The organism is uncultured Psychroserpens sp., from assembly GCF_947492715.1.
Taxonomy (GTDB): Bacteria; Bacteroidota; Bacteroidia; order Flavobacteriales; family Flavobacteriaceae; genus Psychroserpens.
Genome location: NZ_CANLNS010000001.1, coordinates 639,861 through 655,815, shown reverse-complemented (window position 1 = coordinate 655,815; position 15,955 = coordinate 639,861). Strand labels below are relative to the sequence as shown.

16 protein-coding genes are annotated in these 15,955 nt (G+C 34.0%); 12 read left to right on the top strand and 4 right to left on the bottom strand.

Annotated features, from left to right (window positions below; all coding sequences use genetic code 11):
- Positions 1–46: 46 nt before the first annotated feature.
- Entirely contained in the window at positions 47–637 is a 591-nt protein-coding gene (locus tag Q0787_RS03045) for a hypothetical protein (protein WP_298900751.1), read from the bottom strand.
- Between the two features lie 66 nt (positions 638–703).
- Positions 704–1,846: a methionine aminotransferase gene (locus Q0787_RS03040; RefSeq protein ID WP_298900750.1), complete on the bottom strand. Its 1,143-nt coding sequence runs from the start codon at positions 1,844–1,846 to the stop codon at positions 704–706.
- A gap of 302 nt (positions 1,847–2,148) precedes the next feature.
- On the opposite strand from Q0787_RS03040, the gene Q0787_RS03035 reads away from it, so the two are divergent.
- The 3 genes from Q0787_RS03035 to Q0787_RS03025 all read left to right on the top strand — a co-directional run bounded on the left by Q0787_RS03035 (position 2,149) and on the right by Q0787_RS03025 (position 5,706).
- The gene (locus Q0787_RS03035) at positions 2,149–2,703 is read left to right on the top strand and encodes a hypothetical protein (RefSeq protein WP_298900749.1); all 555 of its coding nucleotides are present in this window, start codon (positions 2,149–2,151) and stop codon (positions 2,701–2,703) included.
- A gap of 57 nt (positions 2,704–2,760) precedes the next feature.
- Complete coding sequence (locus Q0787_RS03030) at positions 2,761–4,851, top strand: S46 family peptidase (RefSeq protein WP_298900748.1); 2,091 nt, start codon at positions 2,761–2,763, stop codon at positions 4,849–4,851.
- A gap of 90 nt (positions 4,852–4,941) precedes the next feature.
- A complete protein-coding gene (locus Q0787_RS03025) occupies positions 4,942–5,706 on the top strand; it encodes a hypothetical protein (RefSeq protein ID WP_298900747.1) in 765 nt (254 codons plus the stop codon).
- Between the two features lie 186 nt (positions 5,707–5,892).
- Here Q0787_RS03025 and ahcY read toward each other — a convergent pair whose 3' ends face one another.
- Entirely contained in the window at positions 5,893–7,206 is a 1,314-nt protein-coding gene (ahcY, locus tag Q0787_RS03020) for an adenosylhomocysteinase (protein WP_298900746.1), read from the bottom strand.
- A 136-nt stretch (positions 7,207–7,342) separates the two neighbouring features.
- Between ahcY and Q0787_RS03015 the strand changes: the two genes are divergently transcribed.
- The 8 genes from Q0787_RS03015 (at position 7,343) to Q0787_RS02980 (ending at position 14,735) form a co-directional block, all read left to right on the top strand.
- Positions 7,343–7,969 carry a 4'-phosphopantetheinyl transferase superfamily protein gene (locus Q0787_RS03015; protein ID WP_298900745.1) on the top strand — a complete coding sequence of 209 codons (627 nt, stop codon included), beginning with the start codon at positions 7,343–7,345 and terminating at the stop codon, positions 7,967–7,969.
- Complete coding sequence (locus Q0787_RS03010; RefSeq protein ID WP_298900744.1) at positions 7,970–8,695, top strand: geranylgeranylglyceryl/heptaprenylglyceryl phosphate synthase; 726 nt, start codon at positions 7,970–7,972, stop codon at positions 8,693–8,695. It begins immediately after the preceding gene.
- A 7-nt stretch (positions 8,696–8,702) separates the two neighbouring features.
- Positions 8,703–8,963, top strand: a complete 261-nt coding sequence (locus Q0787_RS03005; RefSeq protein WP_298900743.1) for a hypothetical protein — start codon at positions 8,703–8,705, stop codon at positions 8,961–8,963.
- Positions 8,947–9,588 (top strand): nicotinamide riboside transporter PnuC, encoded by a 642-nt coding sequence (gene pnuC / locus Q0787_RS03000; RefSeq protein ID WP_298900742.1) that lies wholly within the window; start codon positions 8,947–8,949, stop codon positions 9,586–9,588. The genes Q0787_RS03005 and pnuC overlap by 17 nt, the downstream gene beginning before the upstream one ends.
- Positions 9,540–10,115: an ATP-binding protein gene (locus Q0787_RS02995; RefSeq protein ID WP_298900741.1), complete on the top strand. Its 576-nt coding sequence runs from the start codon at positions 9,540–9,542 to the stop codon at positions 10,113–10,115. The genes pnuC and Q0787_RS02995 overlap by 49 nt, the downstream gene beginning before the upstream one ends.
- A complete protein-coding gene (locus Q0787_RS02990; protein WP_298900740.1) occupies positions 10,112–11,668 on the top strand; it encodes a DUF4301 family protein in 1,557 nt (518 codons plus the stop codon). The genes Q0787_RS02995 and Q0787_RS02990 overlap by 4 nt, the downstream gene beginning before the upstream one ends.
- A 1-nt stretch (position 11,669) precedes the next feature.
- Positions 11,670–12,077, top strand: a complete 408-nt coding sequence (gene arfB / locus Q0787_RS02985; protein ID WP_298900739.1) for an alternative ribosome rescue aminoacyl-tRNA hydrolase ArfB — start codon at positions 11,670–11,672, stop codon at positions 12,075–12,077.
- Between the two features lie 264 nt (positions 12,078–12,341).
- Complete coding sequence (locus Q0787_RS02980; RefSeq protein WP_298900738.1) at positions 12,342–14,735, top strand: TonB-dependent receptor; 2,394 nt, start codon at positions 12,342–12,344, stop codon at positions 14,733–14,735.
- 77 nt (positions 14,736–14,812) lie between these two features.
- Here the strand turns inward: Q0787_RS02980 and Q0787_RS02975 are convergent, their stop codons facing one another.
- On the bottom strand, positions 14,813–15,247 hold the full coding sequence (locus Q0787_RS02975) for a hypothetical protein (RefSeq protein WP_298900737.1): 435 nt from the start codon (positions 15,245–15,247) through the stop codon (positions 14,813–14,815).
- A 191-nt stretch (positions 15,248–15,438) separates the two neighbouring features.
- Here Q0787_RS02975 and greA point away from each other — a divergent pair, with 191 nt between their 5' ends.
- Positions 15,439–15,912, top strand: coding sequence for a transcription elongation factor GreA (gene greA, locus Q0787_RS02970; RefSeq protein ID WP_298900736.1), 474 nt, complete (start codon positions 15,439–15,441; stop codon positions 15,910–15,912).
- The last annotated feature ends 43 nt before the right edge of the window (positions 15,913–15,955 follow it).

Genomic DNA, 15,955 nt, shown 5'->3' with positions numbered 1-15,955 from the left:
AATCACCAATCAAAATAGATTTCAAAACCTACTATAAACAATCGAGTTATAGTCTCTTTTCGGCTTTTTTAATATTTTCTCTCAAATCCTCAAGTTTTTTTAACCACTTGGCTTCTGCATTTGGAGATAATTTTCCTTTACGTTTTAGTTTATCATATTTTTTTTGAGCCGAACTTAGTTTCTTATTCGCTTTCTCAAATTTGTCTTGAGCTTTTTGTTTTTTCTTTAATGCTTTCTCGGCCCTTTTTGCTTCTTTTTCAGCCTTTTTTTGCGCTTTTTCGGCTTTTTGTTTCTCTTTTTCGAGTTTTTTGGCTTCTTTTTCTTTTTTCTTTTCGGCTTTTTCAGCCTCTTTTAAGGTCTTTTCTTCCATTTTTTCTTTTTCATCAGTAATAGCCTTTTTTTCTTTGCCCTTAGCTTTTCCATTATTATTACCTTTCCCTTTCATTCTTTCTGAAGTCATTGCTGCTTGCTTTAAAATGAATTCTTTCTCTTCTAATTTTAAGGTTTTAGTAACGTCCTTTCCATCAAGGAAGATTTTTTCATTTTTAACTTGGTATGTTTTACCGTCTATTTTAACTTTTTGAGCATTCATAGTTAAACTAAATGCCATAAAAAAAAGAATAATAATATATTTCATGTTATGTGTTTTTTGTTTGTTCCATTCATTAGAAACAAAAATACCTGAAAAGTCACTTTAATGAAGTTAAATTGAATTCAAAATTTTTGCTGCTGCCTCTAAAGTATCATCGGTTTTTGCAAAACAAAAACGCAGGACTTTATCATCACGTTGATGATCATTAAAAACAGAAAGAGGAATAGAAGCAATGCCATGGTCTATAGTAAGGTGTTTTGCAAAATCAATATCGCTTTCGGTGGTTATTTCAGAATAATCTAACACCTGAAAATAGGTGCCTTTTGATGGTTTGAATTTAAATCGAGAATCTTTAATGAGGTTAAGGAATGTATTCCTTTTTTCTTGATAAAAATGTGGTAATTCTAAATAATGTTTTGGTGTTTCTAAGTAATCGGCTAAGGCCTTTTGAGTAGGATGATGTACTGAAAACACATTAAATTGATGAACGGCTCTAAAGGCTGTCATCAAGTGTTTTGGAGCGCAACAATAGCCTACTTTCCAGCCGGTATTATGAAACGTTTTTCCAAATGATGCAGTAATGAAACTTCGCTCTTTTAAACCAGGAAATAAACATACACTTTGATGTTGTTCTTCGTCAAAAATGATGTGCTCATAAACTTCATCACTTAGAACCATGATATTAGTGCCATTGGTGAGTTCTTGAAGTTTAAGCATATCAGCTTTGCTCATAACAGTGCCACTTGGATTATGAGGTGTGTTAATAATGATTAGTTTGGTGTTTTTAGAAATGACTTGTTTTACTTGGCTCCAGTCGATGCTGTAGTTTGGAGCCTCCAAGGCAATCGCTATAGTTTTTCCTCCATTTAGCGTAATGGCTGGCTCGTAACAGTCATAAGCTGGTTTAAATATGATGACTTCATCTTGAGGTTTTACGAAAGTCGAAATAATGGTAAAAATAGCTTGAGTTGCTCCTGCAGTAACTGTAATTTCGGATTCTGGATGATAAGTGGTATCGTACAAAAGTTCTATTTTTTTTGAAATAGCATCTCGTAACGCTAGATGTCCAGGCATTGGAGCATATTGATTATAACCTGAATTCAAGGCCTTAGAAACCCCATCGATAAGTTGTTGGTCGCTTTTAAAATTTGGAAATCCTTGAGAGAGATTAATGGCATTATGCTTATGTGCTAAAGCGCTCATTACTGAAAAAATCGAAGTTGCTACGTTGGTAAGTTTTGGATCTATTTGCATCTTGTAAAGATACTAATGATAATAATTATACGAAAAAAGAGTTATATTCACTGTAATTAATACACCTAGCTATTAAACCATTTTTAGTCTTCATTATTCTGCTAAGTTTTTCCTGTAAAAAAGGAAATGAAACAATAGTTAGTACTAATCCAAATACCGAAGAAGTAGCGAAGACAATACCTAAGACAGATGAAAAGATAGCATCGTTAGATTCGGTAAAACTCGACATTAGTTTCAAACCAAAAGGAGACTACATTTCCATTTTAAGTGCTATTAAAAATGATAGAACTAATTTCAACCGTTTGTATCAAACCAATCCAGAAAAAGCAATTGACTCGGCCGCAAAGTATGTCTATTCTAAATTAGTGAATACTATAGTGCCACATTGGTACGGAACCGAGTGGGATTTTAATGGTCATACCAATACGCCAAATGAAGGTGAAATTGCATGCGGTTATTTTGTTTCAACCACATTAAAGCATTTAGGGTTTAACTTAAATCGATACAAAATGGCGCAACAGGCAGGTTTGACCGAAGCCAGAATGTTGCAACCAAGAGCCAATCTCAAGATTTTTTCTAATCTATCGTTTAAAGCCTTAAAAGAAAAAATTAATGCTGTATATACTGATGGTATTTATTTTGTTGGCCTCGATAATCATGTGGGTTATGTAATACTAAAAGATAAAGAACTTTACTTTTTACATTCAAGTTATTACGATGATAAGGTGATGATAGAAGATGCCGAAAAATCGCCTTGTTTTTCTTCAAACATTTATGTATTTGCTGAAATATCTACAAACAAAAAACTGATAAAAAGCTGGATTTTAAATGAACGTTTGAATGTACCTGCTCATTAGAATTACTTTGCGTAACTTTTTTATCTTTACAAACATTCAAATTTAAAATCATTGACTATGAGATTTCTAAAAATTATCTTCTTTTTTATTGCGTTTCAAATGACCGCCCAACAAGGTGGCATGTGGATTCCTTCATTGTTAGAAGGAATGAATGAAGATGAAATGCAAAGTTTAGGCAGTAAGTTAACTGCACAGGATATTTATGACGTTAATAATTCTAGCCTTAAAGATGCCATCGGACATTTCAATGGTGGTTGTACTAGTGAGGTTATCTCTCCTAAAGGACTACTCCTAACAAATCATCATTGCGGATTTAGTCAGATTCAATCACATTCATCATTAGAAAATGATTATTTAAGGGATGGTTTTTGGGCAATGACTTTAGAGGAAGAAATACCAAACGATGGTCTTTTTGTAGAATTCATAGTACGAATTGAAGATGTTACAGATGCGATGTTGGCAGGTGTAACCAATGAGATGAGCCCTAGAGCTAGGCAATCAAAAATTGATATTAATAGAAACGCCGTTGTAAAAGCAACACAAAAAGAAGACTGGCAAGGTATTAAAATTAGACCTTTTTATAAAGGTAATGCGTATTACTTGTTTGTAACAGAGCGCTTTGAAGATGTGCGATTAGTAGGTGCTCCTCCAAGTAGTATTGGTAAATTTGGTAGCGATACAGACAATTGGGTTTGGCCAAGACATACAGGAGATTTTTCAATGTTTAGAATCTATGCCGATAAAAACAATCGTCCAGCAAAGTATAGTAAAGATAATGTGCCTTATAAGCCTAAGCACTTCTTGCCTGTGTCATTAGATGGTATTGAGGAAGGTGACTTTACAATGGTTTTTGGATTTCCAGGTCGTACTAATGAATACTTACCAGCTGTGGCTATAGAGCAAATTACACAAAAAGTAAATCCATCAAATATTGCAATTAGAGAAGCTGCTTTAAAAGTAATTGATGCTAATATGAAAGCAGATGACCAGATTAGAATTCAGTACGCATCAAAGCAAGCACGAATTGCTAATGCTTGGAAAAAGTGGATTGGTGAAAACTTAGGAATTCAAAAAAGTGGTGCCATTGCCATTAAACGCAAATTTGAAAGTGATTTTACAAAGGCCTTAAAGGCAAAAGGTATGGAAACCGAATATGGAACTATATTACCAGAGTTTAGTCGTTTGTACAATGAATTTGAAGCTGTAAATGTAAAGCGAAACAACTTTATTGAAGTCTTTTTTAGAACCAATGAATTGATGCAAATGGCGTTTAGAGCTTTTCAAATGGAACAAGCTATTATCGCTAATCCTAACAATCTAGATAAAGCTGTAGAAAGTTTTAAAAACCGTTTGAAGCGTATACATAAAAACTATAACGTTAATGTAGATAAAGGTGTTTATCAAGCGGTAATGCCATTATATACGAGTACGGTTGATGCTTCAATTTATGATAAAACAGCTTTCACAGATATGGATAGCGCGTCGAAATTATTAGAGGGAACTGGTGATGAAATTCTTGAAAAATTAAATAATGATGCCGCTTACCAATATGCGAAACCTTTAATCAAGGAATTTTATACCAAATTAGAGCCAGAATTTCAGCAAATCAATACGCAGATTAATGCACTTCAAACGAAGTATATGACAGCTTTAATGAAAGTGATGCCAGAAGAACGCTATTTCCCTGATGCTAATAGTACACTTCGTGTGACCTACGGAAAAGTAAATGGGTATGCGCCTCGTGATGCTGTATATTATGATCCTGTGACGTATTTAGATGGTGTCATTGAAAAGTATGTGCCAGGCGATTATGAATTTGATGTACCTCAAAAGCTAAGAGATTTATATGACGCTAAAGATTATGGGCAATATGCTGATAAGAACGGAAAGCTCCCAATTTGTTTCTTAGGAACAAATCATACTACTGGAGGGAACTCTGGAAGTCCTGCCATTGATGCCGAAGGCAATCTAGTGGGATTAAACTTTGACCGCGTTTGGGAAGGTACCATGAGTGATATTTATTACGATCCTGAAATTTGCCGAAATATTATGGTTGATTTACGCTATGTTTTATTTATAGTAGATAAGTATGCTGGAGCTAAACGCCTTATTGATGAAATGAAACTAGTGCATCCAAAGAAAAAATAACAGCACGTACATAGTAAAGAAAAACCATTCTAGAAATAGGATGGTTTTTTTGTACTATACTATAAACTCCTATAATGACGTTCTTTATTTATGAAACCACTAGTACTCTTTATTTCTGTTCTATTATCATGGACTGCCTTGTCGCAAACCAATCCTAAAACCATTCATGTTTTTGTCGCTTTATGTGATAATGTTAATCAAGGTATTGTGCCTGTTCCTGCAAAATTGGGTAATGGTCAAGATATTAAAGGGAATTTATACTGGTCGGCATTATATGGTGTAAAAACCCACTTTAAGAATAGTAAAGATTGGACTTTACTGTCTTCGGAAAAAGATATAGGGAATCATATACTAGAACGCGTATTGTTTAAGCACAAAGCCACGAATACATATCTTTTAGCAGATGCTTACGACGGAAAGTACATTAAGCAAACCACAATCGATTTTTTGGAAGCCTCGGCAGGACGAAATCCTGTTAAGGTAAAACACAAAACAGAAACGCTCAAGTTTGGAGGTGATGCTCAGCTATTATCTTACATTGGTCATGATGGATTGATGGAGTTTGATGTTGAAGGAAATTTTAAACCTGCTAATGAACATAAACGCGATGCTATTATTCTGGCATGTATTAGTAAAGATTTTTTTAAACCTTATCTTAAGCAAACCAAGGCGAATCCCTTAGTTTGGACAACAGGTTTGATGGCACCAGAAGCCTATACCTTAAAATGGGCTATTGATGGTTGGATTCTAAATGAATCAGATACTCAAATTACTGAGCGTGCTGCAAAAGCCTATAATCATTATCAAAAATGCGGACTTAAAGGTGCGAAGCGATTGTTGGTTACTGGGTATTAACTTCTCGATACAATGACTCATACTTCGTCATCACTCGAAGTGACGACAAATAATTATAGAAGAGTTAAAATAACTTACGACGTCAGTTCGAGTGTCCCAACCAAAAGTTGGGATGTATCGAGAACTTCATAATTAAAAAACCCTCACATCGCTGTAAGGGTTTTAATATTTAATATAGAACTATTATTAGTATCTGTAATGCTCAGGCTTAAATGGTCCTTGAGGTGTTACACCAATATATTCAGCTTGATCTGGACGAAGTTCTGTCAACTCAACACCAATTTTTTCTAAGTGTAATTTTGCAACTTTTTCATCTAAATGCTTAGGTAACATATATACCTCATTTCCGTAGGCATCAACATTATTCCATAATTCGATTTGAGCTAAGGTTTGGTTTGTAAATGAGTTACTCATTACAAAACTTGGGTGACCTGTTGCGCAACCTAAGTTTACTAATCGACCTTCAGCTAAAATGATAATATCTTTACCATTTACAGTGTATTTATCTACTTGAGGCTTAATCGTATTCTTTGTATGACCATGATTATCATTTAACCAAGCCATATCAATCTCATTATCAAAGTGACCAATATTACAAACGATCGCTTTATCTTTTAATGCCTCAAAGTGACGTGCTTGTACTATATCTTTGTTTCCAGTTGTTGTAATAACAATGTCAGAGTTTCCAACAACAGTTTCTAATTTCTTAACTTCAAAACCGTCCATTGCAGCTTGTAATGCACAAATTGGGTCAATTTCAGTAACTGTAACAATACTTCCAGCACCTTTAAAAGAAGCAGCTGTTCCTTTACCTACATCACCATAACCACAAACAGTAACACGTTTTCCAGCAAGCATAACATCTGTTGCACGACGAATCGCATCTACAGCACTTTCTTTACAACCGTATTTGTTATCAAACTTTGATTTAGTAACAGAATCGTTAACGTTAATCGCAGGCATTGGTAAAGTTCCATTCTTAACACGCTCGTACAAACGGTGTACACCAGTAGTTGTTTCTTCAGATAAACCATTAATACCATCAGCTAACTCTGGGTATTTGTCTAATACCATATTCGTTAAATCACCACCATCATCTAAAATCATATTTAAAGGCTTGCGGTCTTCTCCAAAAAATAAAGTTTGTTCAATACACCAATCAAACTCTTCTTCAGTCATGTCTTTCCAGGCGTATACAGGCGTTCCTGCATCTGCAATAGCAGCGGCAGCTTGATCCTGTGTCGAGAAAATGTTACAAGAACTCCAAGTAACCTCGGCACCTAATGCTTGTAATGTTTCAATTAAAACAGCCGTTTGAATCGTCATATGTAAACATCCAGCTATACGAGCACCTTTTAAAGGTTGAGCGTTTTTATACTCTTCACGAAGACTCATAAGTCCTGGCATTTCAGCTTCAGCTAATTCAATTTCTTTTCTTCCCCAAGCAGCAAGAGACATATCTTTTACTTTGTAAGGCACGTAAGTCGTTGTTTTATCCATTTGTTTGTTTTTATTCTTTCTTAATTTTTAAAATACTTCACCTTTTAGAGATTAAAATTGGTTAAATTCGCTTGTCTAAAAATGTGAATTTCGCCTAAGGCGCTGCAAAGATAACCATTAAGTTTCAGATAATTAAATGCCACTTTATAAAACTATTCAACCAAACTCACAAACTACTGTTAAAATCTGGAAGATTACAGAGTCTTATGAGGCATTAATCAAACCCTTAGATCTAAAACTCAATAGCCTAAATCGTGTGTTAGGAATGAAAAGCGAATTGCATCAACGTGGGTTTCTAAGCGTGAGACATCTTCTAAGAGATTTTGGGTACACAGATCAGGATTTATATTATGACGACAATGGAAAGCCGCATTTAAAAGATGGTAAACATATTTCCATTACACATTCGTTTACATTTTCTGGTGTCATTATTAGTGATAATGCGGTTGGAATAGATATTGAAAAGCAACGAGAAAAAATTGCTATTATCGCCAAGAAGTTTGTGGATTATGAGTTCAAGTATTTGTCTGATTCAGATGACAACTACATTAAAAAGTTGACCATAATTTGGGGAATTAAAGAGTCTCTTTATAAGTTGTTTGCTACACCAGGCATGTTATTTAGAGAACATTTTTTGGTGATTCCGTTTATGCTAGAAGATGGAGAAACTATGGCGTGGATAGATTATGAGAATAAAAAATATAGATACAACACACGTTTCTTGGAGTTTGAAGGATTTACTTGTGCTTTTGTTACTACTTAAATGAAGGAGATTTATAGCAACATATTAAGCTCTATTTCTGAAGGTAAACGACTATTGGCTGTGCTCATTGATCCTGATAAAATGACGGTTGAAATGGCCTCTGGTTTTATTAAAAAAGTTAATGAATCTATAGCTACTCACATTTTTGTTGGTGGTAGTATTGTTGACAATCATGCTACCGAAAATCTTGTTGTTGAAGTAAAAAAATACACAGATTTACCTATAGTGCTTTTTCCTGGTGATGTGACTCAATTAACAAATTATGCAGATGCATTATTGTTCTTGGCACTAATCTCTGGTGATAATCCTGAGTACCTTATAGGAAAGCATATTCAAGCAATATCCAAATTAAAAAATTCTAATTTAGAGGTGATTCCCACAGGTTATATCTTGATTGAAAGCGGAAGACAAACAGCCGTTGAAAAGGTGACAAAAACGAAACCTTTGTCGAGACAAAATATTCTGCAAATTGTCGATACAGCTAAAGCAGGAGAGCTTCTAGGAATGCGATTAATTTATCTCGAAGCAGGTAGTGGAGCTCTCCATCCTTTGACAGCAGAAATGATTAGTTTTGTGAAACAAGAATTAAAAGTGCCACTCATTGTTGGCGGAGGGATTAAATCAAAACAACAATTGGAAACGGCATACAATAATGGAGCCGACCTCGTAGTTATTGGTACCGCTTTTGAAAACGATGTATCCTTTTTTAATGAACTAAGACCATAAAAAGCACGTGAAAATATCAGTAGAATTAACGCTAACACCATTGCATGACAACTATGAGCCTGCAATTATTCAGTTTATAACAAAGTTAAGAGCTTCAGGTTTAAAAGTACTTGAAAATCCGCTTAGTACACAAGTCTATGGTAACTATGATGAGGTGATGACCATATTGACGTCTGAAATAAAAGACGCTTTTAAGTTAATTGAACACGGATTATTATTTATGAAAATTGTAAAATCTGATCGCCACGATTATGAACCACATTTTTGAAGTTTTATTTGGACAATACAGTACATATTCAACTACTGATATTGTATTGGAGATTGTAGCAGTCTTTTTTGGATTCCTGTCGGTGTGGTTCTCTAAGCAAAATAAAATATTGGTGTTTCCAACGGGAATGATAAGTACTGCTATTTTTGTGTATCTATTGATAAAATGGGAGTTGTTGGGAGATATGATGATAAATGCCTACTATTTTATTATGAGCGTTTATGGTTGGTACATTTGGACTAGAAAAGTAGATGAAACTCATGTAACACCTATTTCTAGAACGACATTTAAGGAGAAACGTATAAGCGTTTTGATTTTTATAGCCACTTTGTTGTTCGTTTTTGTTATTTATAAATCTTTTGATAAATGGACAAGTTGGGTAGCTTATGTTGATACCATTACTACGGCTATATTTTTTGTTGGGATGTGGTTAATGGCAAGACGAAAATTAGAAAATTGGATATTTTGGATTATTGGAGATATTATTTCTGTACCGCTTTATTTCTATAAAGGTTTTACCTTTACAAGTCTGCAATATTTCGGATTTACTTTTATTGCCATTTTTGGCTATTTAGCATGGAAGAAACGTTTAAACAAATCAGTGGCCTTAACACAAAGTGTATAAAAATTGTGTTGTTTGGTCCAGAATCTACAGGTAAATCATCTTTGGTGGAAGCATTAGCCAAACACTACAATACGGTTTATGTGGAAGAGTTTTCTCGTAAGTATGCTCAAAAAAAAGCAGACAACAATGAGTTGCTTTCAAAAGACGATGTTTTACCCATTGCCATAGGCCAGATGCAATTGGAAAATGCACAATTGAAGAACGCAGATAAACTCCTTGTTTGCGATACCGATTTACTAGAGACTCAAGTATATTCTCAATTTTATTATGATGGATATTGCCCAGATATCATCAAAAAATATGCACTCGAAAATACTTACGATTTGTATTTTTTAACTTATATTGACACGGTTTGGGAGGCAGATGACATTAGAGATCAACCTCATAATAGATTGAATCTGTTTAATCGTTTTGAACAAGCCTTAATTGATGCTAAAAAGCCTTACATTGTGGTAAAAGGGAGGTTTGAAGAACGGTTAGAGACTTGTAAAAAACATATAGATGAACTTTTAAAAAAAGCAAATTGAATTTTTCTAAAAAAGACATAAAACAAATAGAGAATAAAGGATTAACCTTAGAAAAAGTACATCAACAAATTAAACTTTTTCAAAACGGACTCCCTTTTGCAAACTTGGTTTCTGAAGCCACGATAAGTAATGGAATTCTTAAAATAAATACGCAACATGCCGAAGAATATATAACATCTTTTGAAGCAAAAAAAGATGGTATTTCTATATTGAAATTTGTGCCAGCATCTGGTGCGGCAACGCGAATGTTTAAATTTCTTTTTCCTTTTTTAGAGGAGTATGATATTGAAAAAGAGAGTATCAATTCATATATAAACACACATAAAGGTAAAGATTTATCGATTTTTTTTATTGGTTTAGAAAAACTCCCTTTTTACAATATTGTTAGAGAAAGACTAAAGGAGGCCTATCCAAATTTTGATGACCTATCTATTGACGAACAAGGATTTAAATTTGTTCAAATGATGTTAGATAGCGATAAGTTAGACTATGGAAATTTCCCTAAAGGATTGTTACCTTTTCATGAGTATAAAAATCAGGTGGTTTCAACTGCATTTGAAGAACATTTATACGAGTCGGCATTGTACTCTTCAACAAATGAAGCTACGAAATTACATTTCACGATTTCAGAAAAACATAATCATAAGTTTGATGAAGAATTCTCGCGAATAGAGAAAAAAGTTGAAGATAAAACAGGTTCAAAGTTTGATATTTCGTTCTCTTATCAAAAAGAATCCACAGATACAATCGCTGTGACTCCCAAAAATAAACCCTTTAGAAATGATGATGGGTCATTGCTATTTAGACCTTCTGGCCATGGCGCTCTTATTGAAAATTTAAATGATTTAAATGCCGATGTTATTTTTATTAAAAACATAGATAACGTCGTAACTTATAAGTATAAGACCGAAGTTGCTAAGCACAAGAAGATATTGGCTGGGATTTTAATAGACATTCAAGAACAGGCCTTTAAATATCTAAACATATTAGAAAAGGAAAATCCTGCAGAAGATCAACTTATTGAAATAGCCGAGTTTCTAATCAATAGAATGAGTGTGAAAATTAGCTCTGAGTTTGAAAAATACTCTCTTAAATATCAAATTGAATATCTGGCTGAAAAATTGAACCGACCAATTCGAGTATGTGGTATGGTAAAAAATGAAGGAGAACCTGGAGGAGGTCCATTTTGGGTAAAAGATGAAAGCGGAAATGTATCACTTCAAATTGTAGAGTCGGCACAAATAAATAAAAAGAGTAAGCAGCAAAAAGATATTTTAAAGGGCGCAACACATTTTAATCCTGTAGACCTTGTTTGTAGCGTTAAAAACTATAAAGGTGAAAAGTTTGATCTAAGAAAGTTTGTTGACACCAAAGCTGCTTTCATTTCTATGAAAACCAAAACAGGGAAAGATTTAAAAGCTCTTGAACTTCCCGGATTATGGAATGGTAGTATGGCCAATTGGAATACAATTTTTGTAGAAGTACCGTTAATTACATTTAATCCTGTAAAAACGGTGAACGATTTATTAAAGGCGCCACATCAAATTAAATAAAATGTTTGATGAACAAGCCATATTGAATGAGTTGAGATTTAAGGCGATTAGAAGCTCTGGAGCTGGCGGTCAACATGTAAATAAAACGTCGTCTAAAATAGAATTGACTTTCGATTTAGAGCAGTCTCAAATTTTTTCGGCTGAACAAAAGGAACGACTTAAGATTAATCTTCAAACAAGACTGTCAAAAGATCATATATTAATTATGCAGTGTGGTGAAAGTCGAAGTCAATTTCGAAATAAAGCCATTATTATCCAGCGTTTTTTAGAATTATTAAAAGTAAACCTCCTTGAAGAAAAAGAACGCATTCCTACCAAAATACCTAAGGCTGTTATAAAAAAGAGGCTTTCTAATAAACGCAAAAATTCAGAAAAGAAGGCCAGTCGCAAACCACCGCAAATTGATTAATTAAAAAAAACAAAAATCTTGATTGGCAAATGATAAATCTATTTTATCTTTGCAACGTTCTCAAAAAAGGGGTGCCTATTATCGGCTGAGATCATACCCATTGAACCTAGAACAGGTAATGCTGTTTAGGAAGCGAGCGTAAAAAAGGTCTAGTAGACCTTTTTAGCGAGTGCAAAAGTGAAACTATGTTTCACGTAACAATTGTTTAATAGTATTAACCAAGAATAATGACCTCTTTTTATTCGATTATTTACGTATAGTCGTATGAAAAATTTATTCGCTTTTTTATGTCTTTTTGCACTGTCATCTGGTGCATTTTCTCAAGAAAAATTTACTGTCTCCGGAGTGGTTACAGTAGATACTCAACCTTTACCTGGAGTTAGTATTATAGTTAAAGGTACAACTACCGGAGTCCAATCTGATTTAGAAGGAAAATACCAATTACAATTAGAAGAAGGACAGTACATTTTGGTTTTTAGTTACTTAGGACCAAAACAGGTAGAACGATCATTTTATTTAAGTAAAGATCTGAGTTTAGATGTTGAACTTACTGAAGAACCACAAACGTTAGACGAAGTCCTTGTTAAAGCTGTTAGAGTAGTAGCTACGTCACCAATTACGCATAGCAACGTGACGAAAAAACAATTGGCTAAGCGCAATTTAGGACAAGACATTCCTGTGCTTTTAAACTATTTACCTTCTGTAGTTACTACTACAGATGCTGGAGCAGGAGTAGGGTATACAGGAATTCGTGTTCGTGGTATTAACGCCCAATCTACAAATGTAACGATCAATGGAATTCCATACAATGATGCCGAATCTTTAGGCACTTTTTGGGTGAATCTCGGTGATTTTGCCTCGTCTGTAGAAAGTTTGCAACTTCAACGTGGTGTTGGCACATCCACCAACGGTTCTGGTGCTTTTGGTGCCAGTATCAATGTATTAACAGATGCCGTTTCTACAACATCTAATGGAGAAATTTCTAACTCCTTTGGAAGTTATAATACAAGAAAACATACTGTAAAGTTTAGCACTGGGTTACTAAATGAGCACATCGAAATTGCTGGTCGCTTGTCAAATATCACATCCGACGGCTATATCGACAGAGCAGAAACCGATTTAAAATCATACTTCTTGCAAGGGTCTTATATTGATGATAACACCTTGATAAAGGCCATTACTTTTGGAGGGAAAGAAGTTACTTATCAGGCTTGGAATGGTATCGATGCCGAAACCTTAACTAATAACAGAACCTTTAACCCTTCAGGGATGTATACCGATGCCAACGGAAATACGCGTTTCTATGATAATGAGGTTGATAACTATAATCAAGATCATTATCAATTGCATTGGAATCAACGTTATAACAATAGATGGTCTACCAACATTGGTCTAAATTATACCTACGGAAGAGGCTATTTTGAGCAATATAGGGAAGATGAAGATTTTTCAGACTATGACCTGACACCTCTAGAGATTGGCGGAGAAACGGTTAACACAACCGACTTAATTAGACGTAGATGGTTGGACAACGATTTCTATGTGTTAAACGCAAGTGCAAACTATAAAAACAATGAGGTTAATTTAATATTTGGAAGCTCTTACAGCTTCTATGATGGAGACCATTTTGGTGAAATTATTTGGGCAGAATTTGCTAGTGATAGTGAAATAAGAGATCGCTATTATGAAGGAAATGGTCAAAAAACAGATTGGAGTTTGTTTACAAAAGCCACATATCGTGTTAATGATAAAGTGAGTTTGTATGGTGATCTACAATTACGATTGGTTGGTTATGAAACTTCAGGTTTAACTTCAGATAGAATTCCGTTTAATATTGATGAAAGCTATAGTTTCTTTAACCCAAAAGCAGGAATTACCTATAAAGTTAATGGAACTAATAGTTTGTATTTTTCTTATGCCAGAGCAAATCGAGAACCAAATAGAAGTGATTTTGAGAATAATGCAACGGTAAAACCAGAACAACTTAATGATTTCGAATTAGGTTGGAGACATAACGATCAGAAATTTAGATTGAACGTGAATGCTTACTACATGTTGTATAATGAACAGTTGGTTTTAACAGGTCAAATAGATACAACTGGAGATCCAATTAGAGCAAATAATGGTGATAGTTACCGATTAGGTTTAGAAGTAGATGCGGCAATTGCCATTACTGATAAATTTTCGGTACAACCAAACTTTACAATTAGTTCTAATAAAAACAAGGAAACCTTCGAATCTGTGAATGGTGTATTATTAGATTTAGGAAAAACAGATATTTCTTTCTCTCCAGAATTGGTTGCTGCTAACGCTTTTGTGTTTCAACCAAAGGAAGGTTTTCAAATGGCATTACTTAGCAAATTTGTTGGCGATCAATTTATGGGAAATACTGAAAACCCAGATTCTAAATTAGATAACTACTTTGTTAATGATTTAAATATTACCTATGAATGGAAGTCAAAATCAATATTTAAGTCGGTTGTATTCTCAGGTTTAGTTAACAATATATTTAACGAAAAATACGTGTCAAATGGCTATTTTGGATCGTTCGATTTTGATGATGCTTCGAGTCCAACAGGAACAACTACTGGATATTTCTCCGGATTTTATCCTCAAGCTACTACAAATTTTTTAATAGGTGTTACTCTGAAATTTTAAAACTATAATTGACTTTATAAAAAAACTCCCAATTGTTAATTGGGAGTTTTTTTATTGATTTTATATTAAACTTTGAATTAATTGCTAACCACCAAAGTATTACCAGAAACTGTGACACGGTATTCTTTAAGTCCGCAAGGTAAAGGATCTCCAATGGCCTGCCCTGTAAACAAACTGTACTCATTCTCATCAGCACAGCCGCAAGTTACATTTACACCATCTCTTTGTAAAAACGAGCAAGTTGAAGGCGCATGATTAGGGTCATAGGCGTCCCAGGCACGATAATTACCGTTTCCAACATTTGTTACATAAACCCCTCCATTTCCTTGATTAGGGATATATACCGAATTACTAATAAACATAAGTTGACTAAATTCTGGTAAGTTTAAATTAAGCGATGCATTAACACCAACGTTGAGTAAGAAATTACAATTATTTATTCTGTCGTCACTTCCGCAGTTCGTTATCAACAGAAGAGATAAAATGATTGATATTTTTTTTATGTTGTTCATTTATAAATAACTAATTTTAGATGCTATGGGTTTAATATGGGCTGCAAGTTACAATATTTTAAATGTTGAATTAAATATTTTGTATCTTTGTATTTCAATCTCGTGATAGCGAGATTTTTTTTATGCTGAACGAGTTTAGCTTATGCTAGTTCTTAGATTTCAGCATCTTTTTATTATTAAACGAATGAATTATGAGTAAAGTATCTTATTATACGGCCGAAGGTTTAAAAAAATTAAGAAACGAGCTGCAACAGTTAAAAGATATAGAACGACCTAAAGCATCTCAAGCTATTGCAGAAGCTAGAGATAAAGGTGACTTGAGTGAAAATGCAGAGTACGATGCAGCCAAAGAAGCTCAGGGTATGTTAGAAATGAAGATTTCTAAATTAGAAGAAACCTTAGCAGGAGCACGTGTTATTGATGAATCTCAAATGGATACATCCAAAGCCTTAGTACTATCTAAAGTGAAAATAAAAAACCAAACCAATGGAATGGAAATGACTTATACTTTAGTAGCCGACGGTGAAGCAGATCTAGCTTCTGGTAAAATTTCTGTAAATTCTCCAATAGGAAAAGGACTTTTAGGAAAGTCTGTTGGTGAAGTTGCAGAAGTACAAGTGCCTAATGGAATTATGAAATTTGATATTTTAGAAATATCAAGATAATAGATTAATCTTGTTAATATATAGATAAAAGATTCCTTCAAAA

Coding starts and splice junctions, on each gene's coding strand:
- Q0787_RS03045 (WP_298900751.1), bottom strand. CDS start 637: ATGAAATATATTATTATTCTTTTTTTTATGGCATTTAGTTTAACTATG.
- Q0787_RS03040 (WP_298900750.1), bottom strand. CDS start 1,846: ATGCAAATAGATCCAAAACTTACCAACGTAGCAACTTCGATTTTTTCA.
- Q0787_RS03030 (WP_298900748.1), top strand. CDS start 2,761: ATGAGATTTCTAAAAATTATCTTCTTTTTTATTGCGTTTCAAATGACC.
- Q0787_RS03025 (WP_298900747.1), top strand. CDS start 4,942: ATGAAACCACTAGTACTCTTTATTTCTGTTCTATTATCATGGACTGCC.
- ahcY (WP_298900746.1), bottom strand. CDS start 7,206: ATGGATAAAACAACGACTTACGTGCCTTACAAAGTAAAAGATATGTCT.
- Q0787_RS03015 (WP_298900745.1), top strand. CDS start 7,343: ATGCCACTTTATAAAACTATTCAACCAAACTCACAAACTACTGTTAAA.
- Q0787_RS03010 (WP_298900744.1), top strand. CDS start 7,970: ATGAAGGAGATTTATAGCAACATATTAAGCTCTATTTCTGAAGGTAAA.
- pnuC (WP_298900742.1), top strand. CDS start 8,947: ATGAACCACATTTTTGAAGTTTTATTTGGACAATACAGTACATATTCA.
- Q0787_RS02995 (WP_298900741.1), top strand. CDS start 9,540: ATGGAAGAAACGTTTAAACAAATCAGTGGCCTTAACACAAAGTGTATA.
- arfB (WP_298900739.1), top strand. CDS start 11,670: ATGTTTGATGAACAAGCCATATTGAATGAGTTGAGATTTAAGGCGATT.
- Q0787_RS02980 (WP_298900738.1), top strand. CDS start 12,342: ATGAAAAATTTATTCGCTTTTTTATGTCTTTTTGCACTGTCATCTGGT.
- Q0787_RS02975 (WP_298900737.1), bottom strand. CDS start 15,247: ATGAACAACATAAAAAAAATATCAATCATTTTATCTCTTCTGTTGATA.
- greA (WP_298900736.1), top strand. CDS start 15,439: ATGAGTAAAGTATCTTATTATACGGCCGAAGGTTTAAAAAAATTAAGA.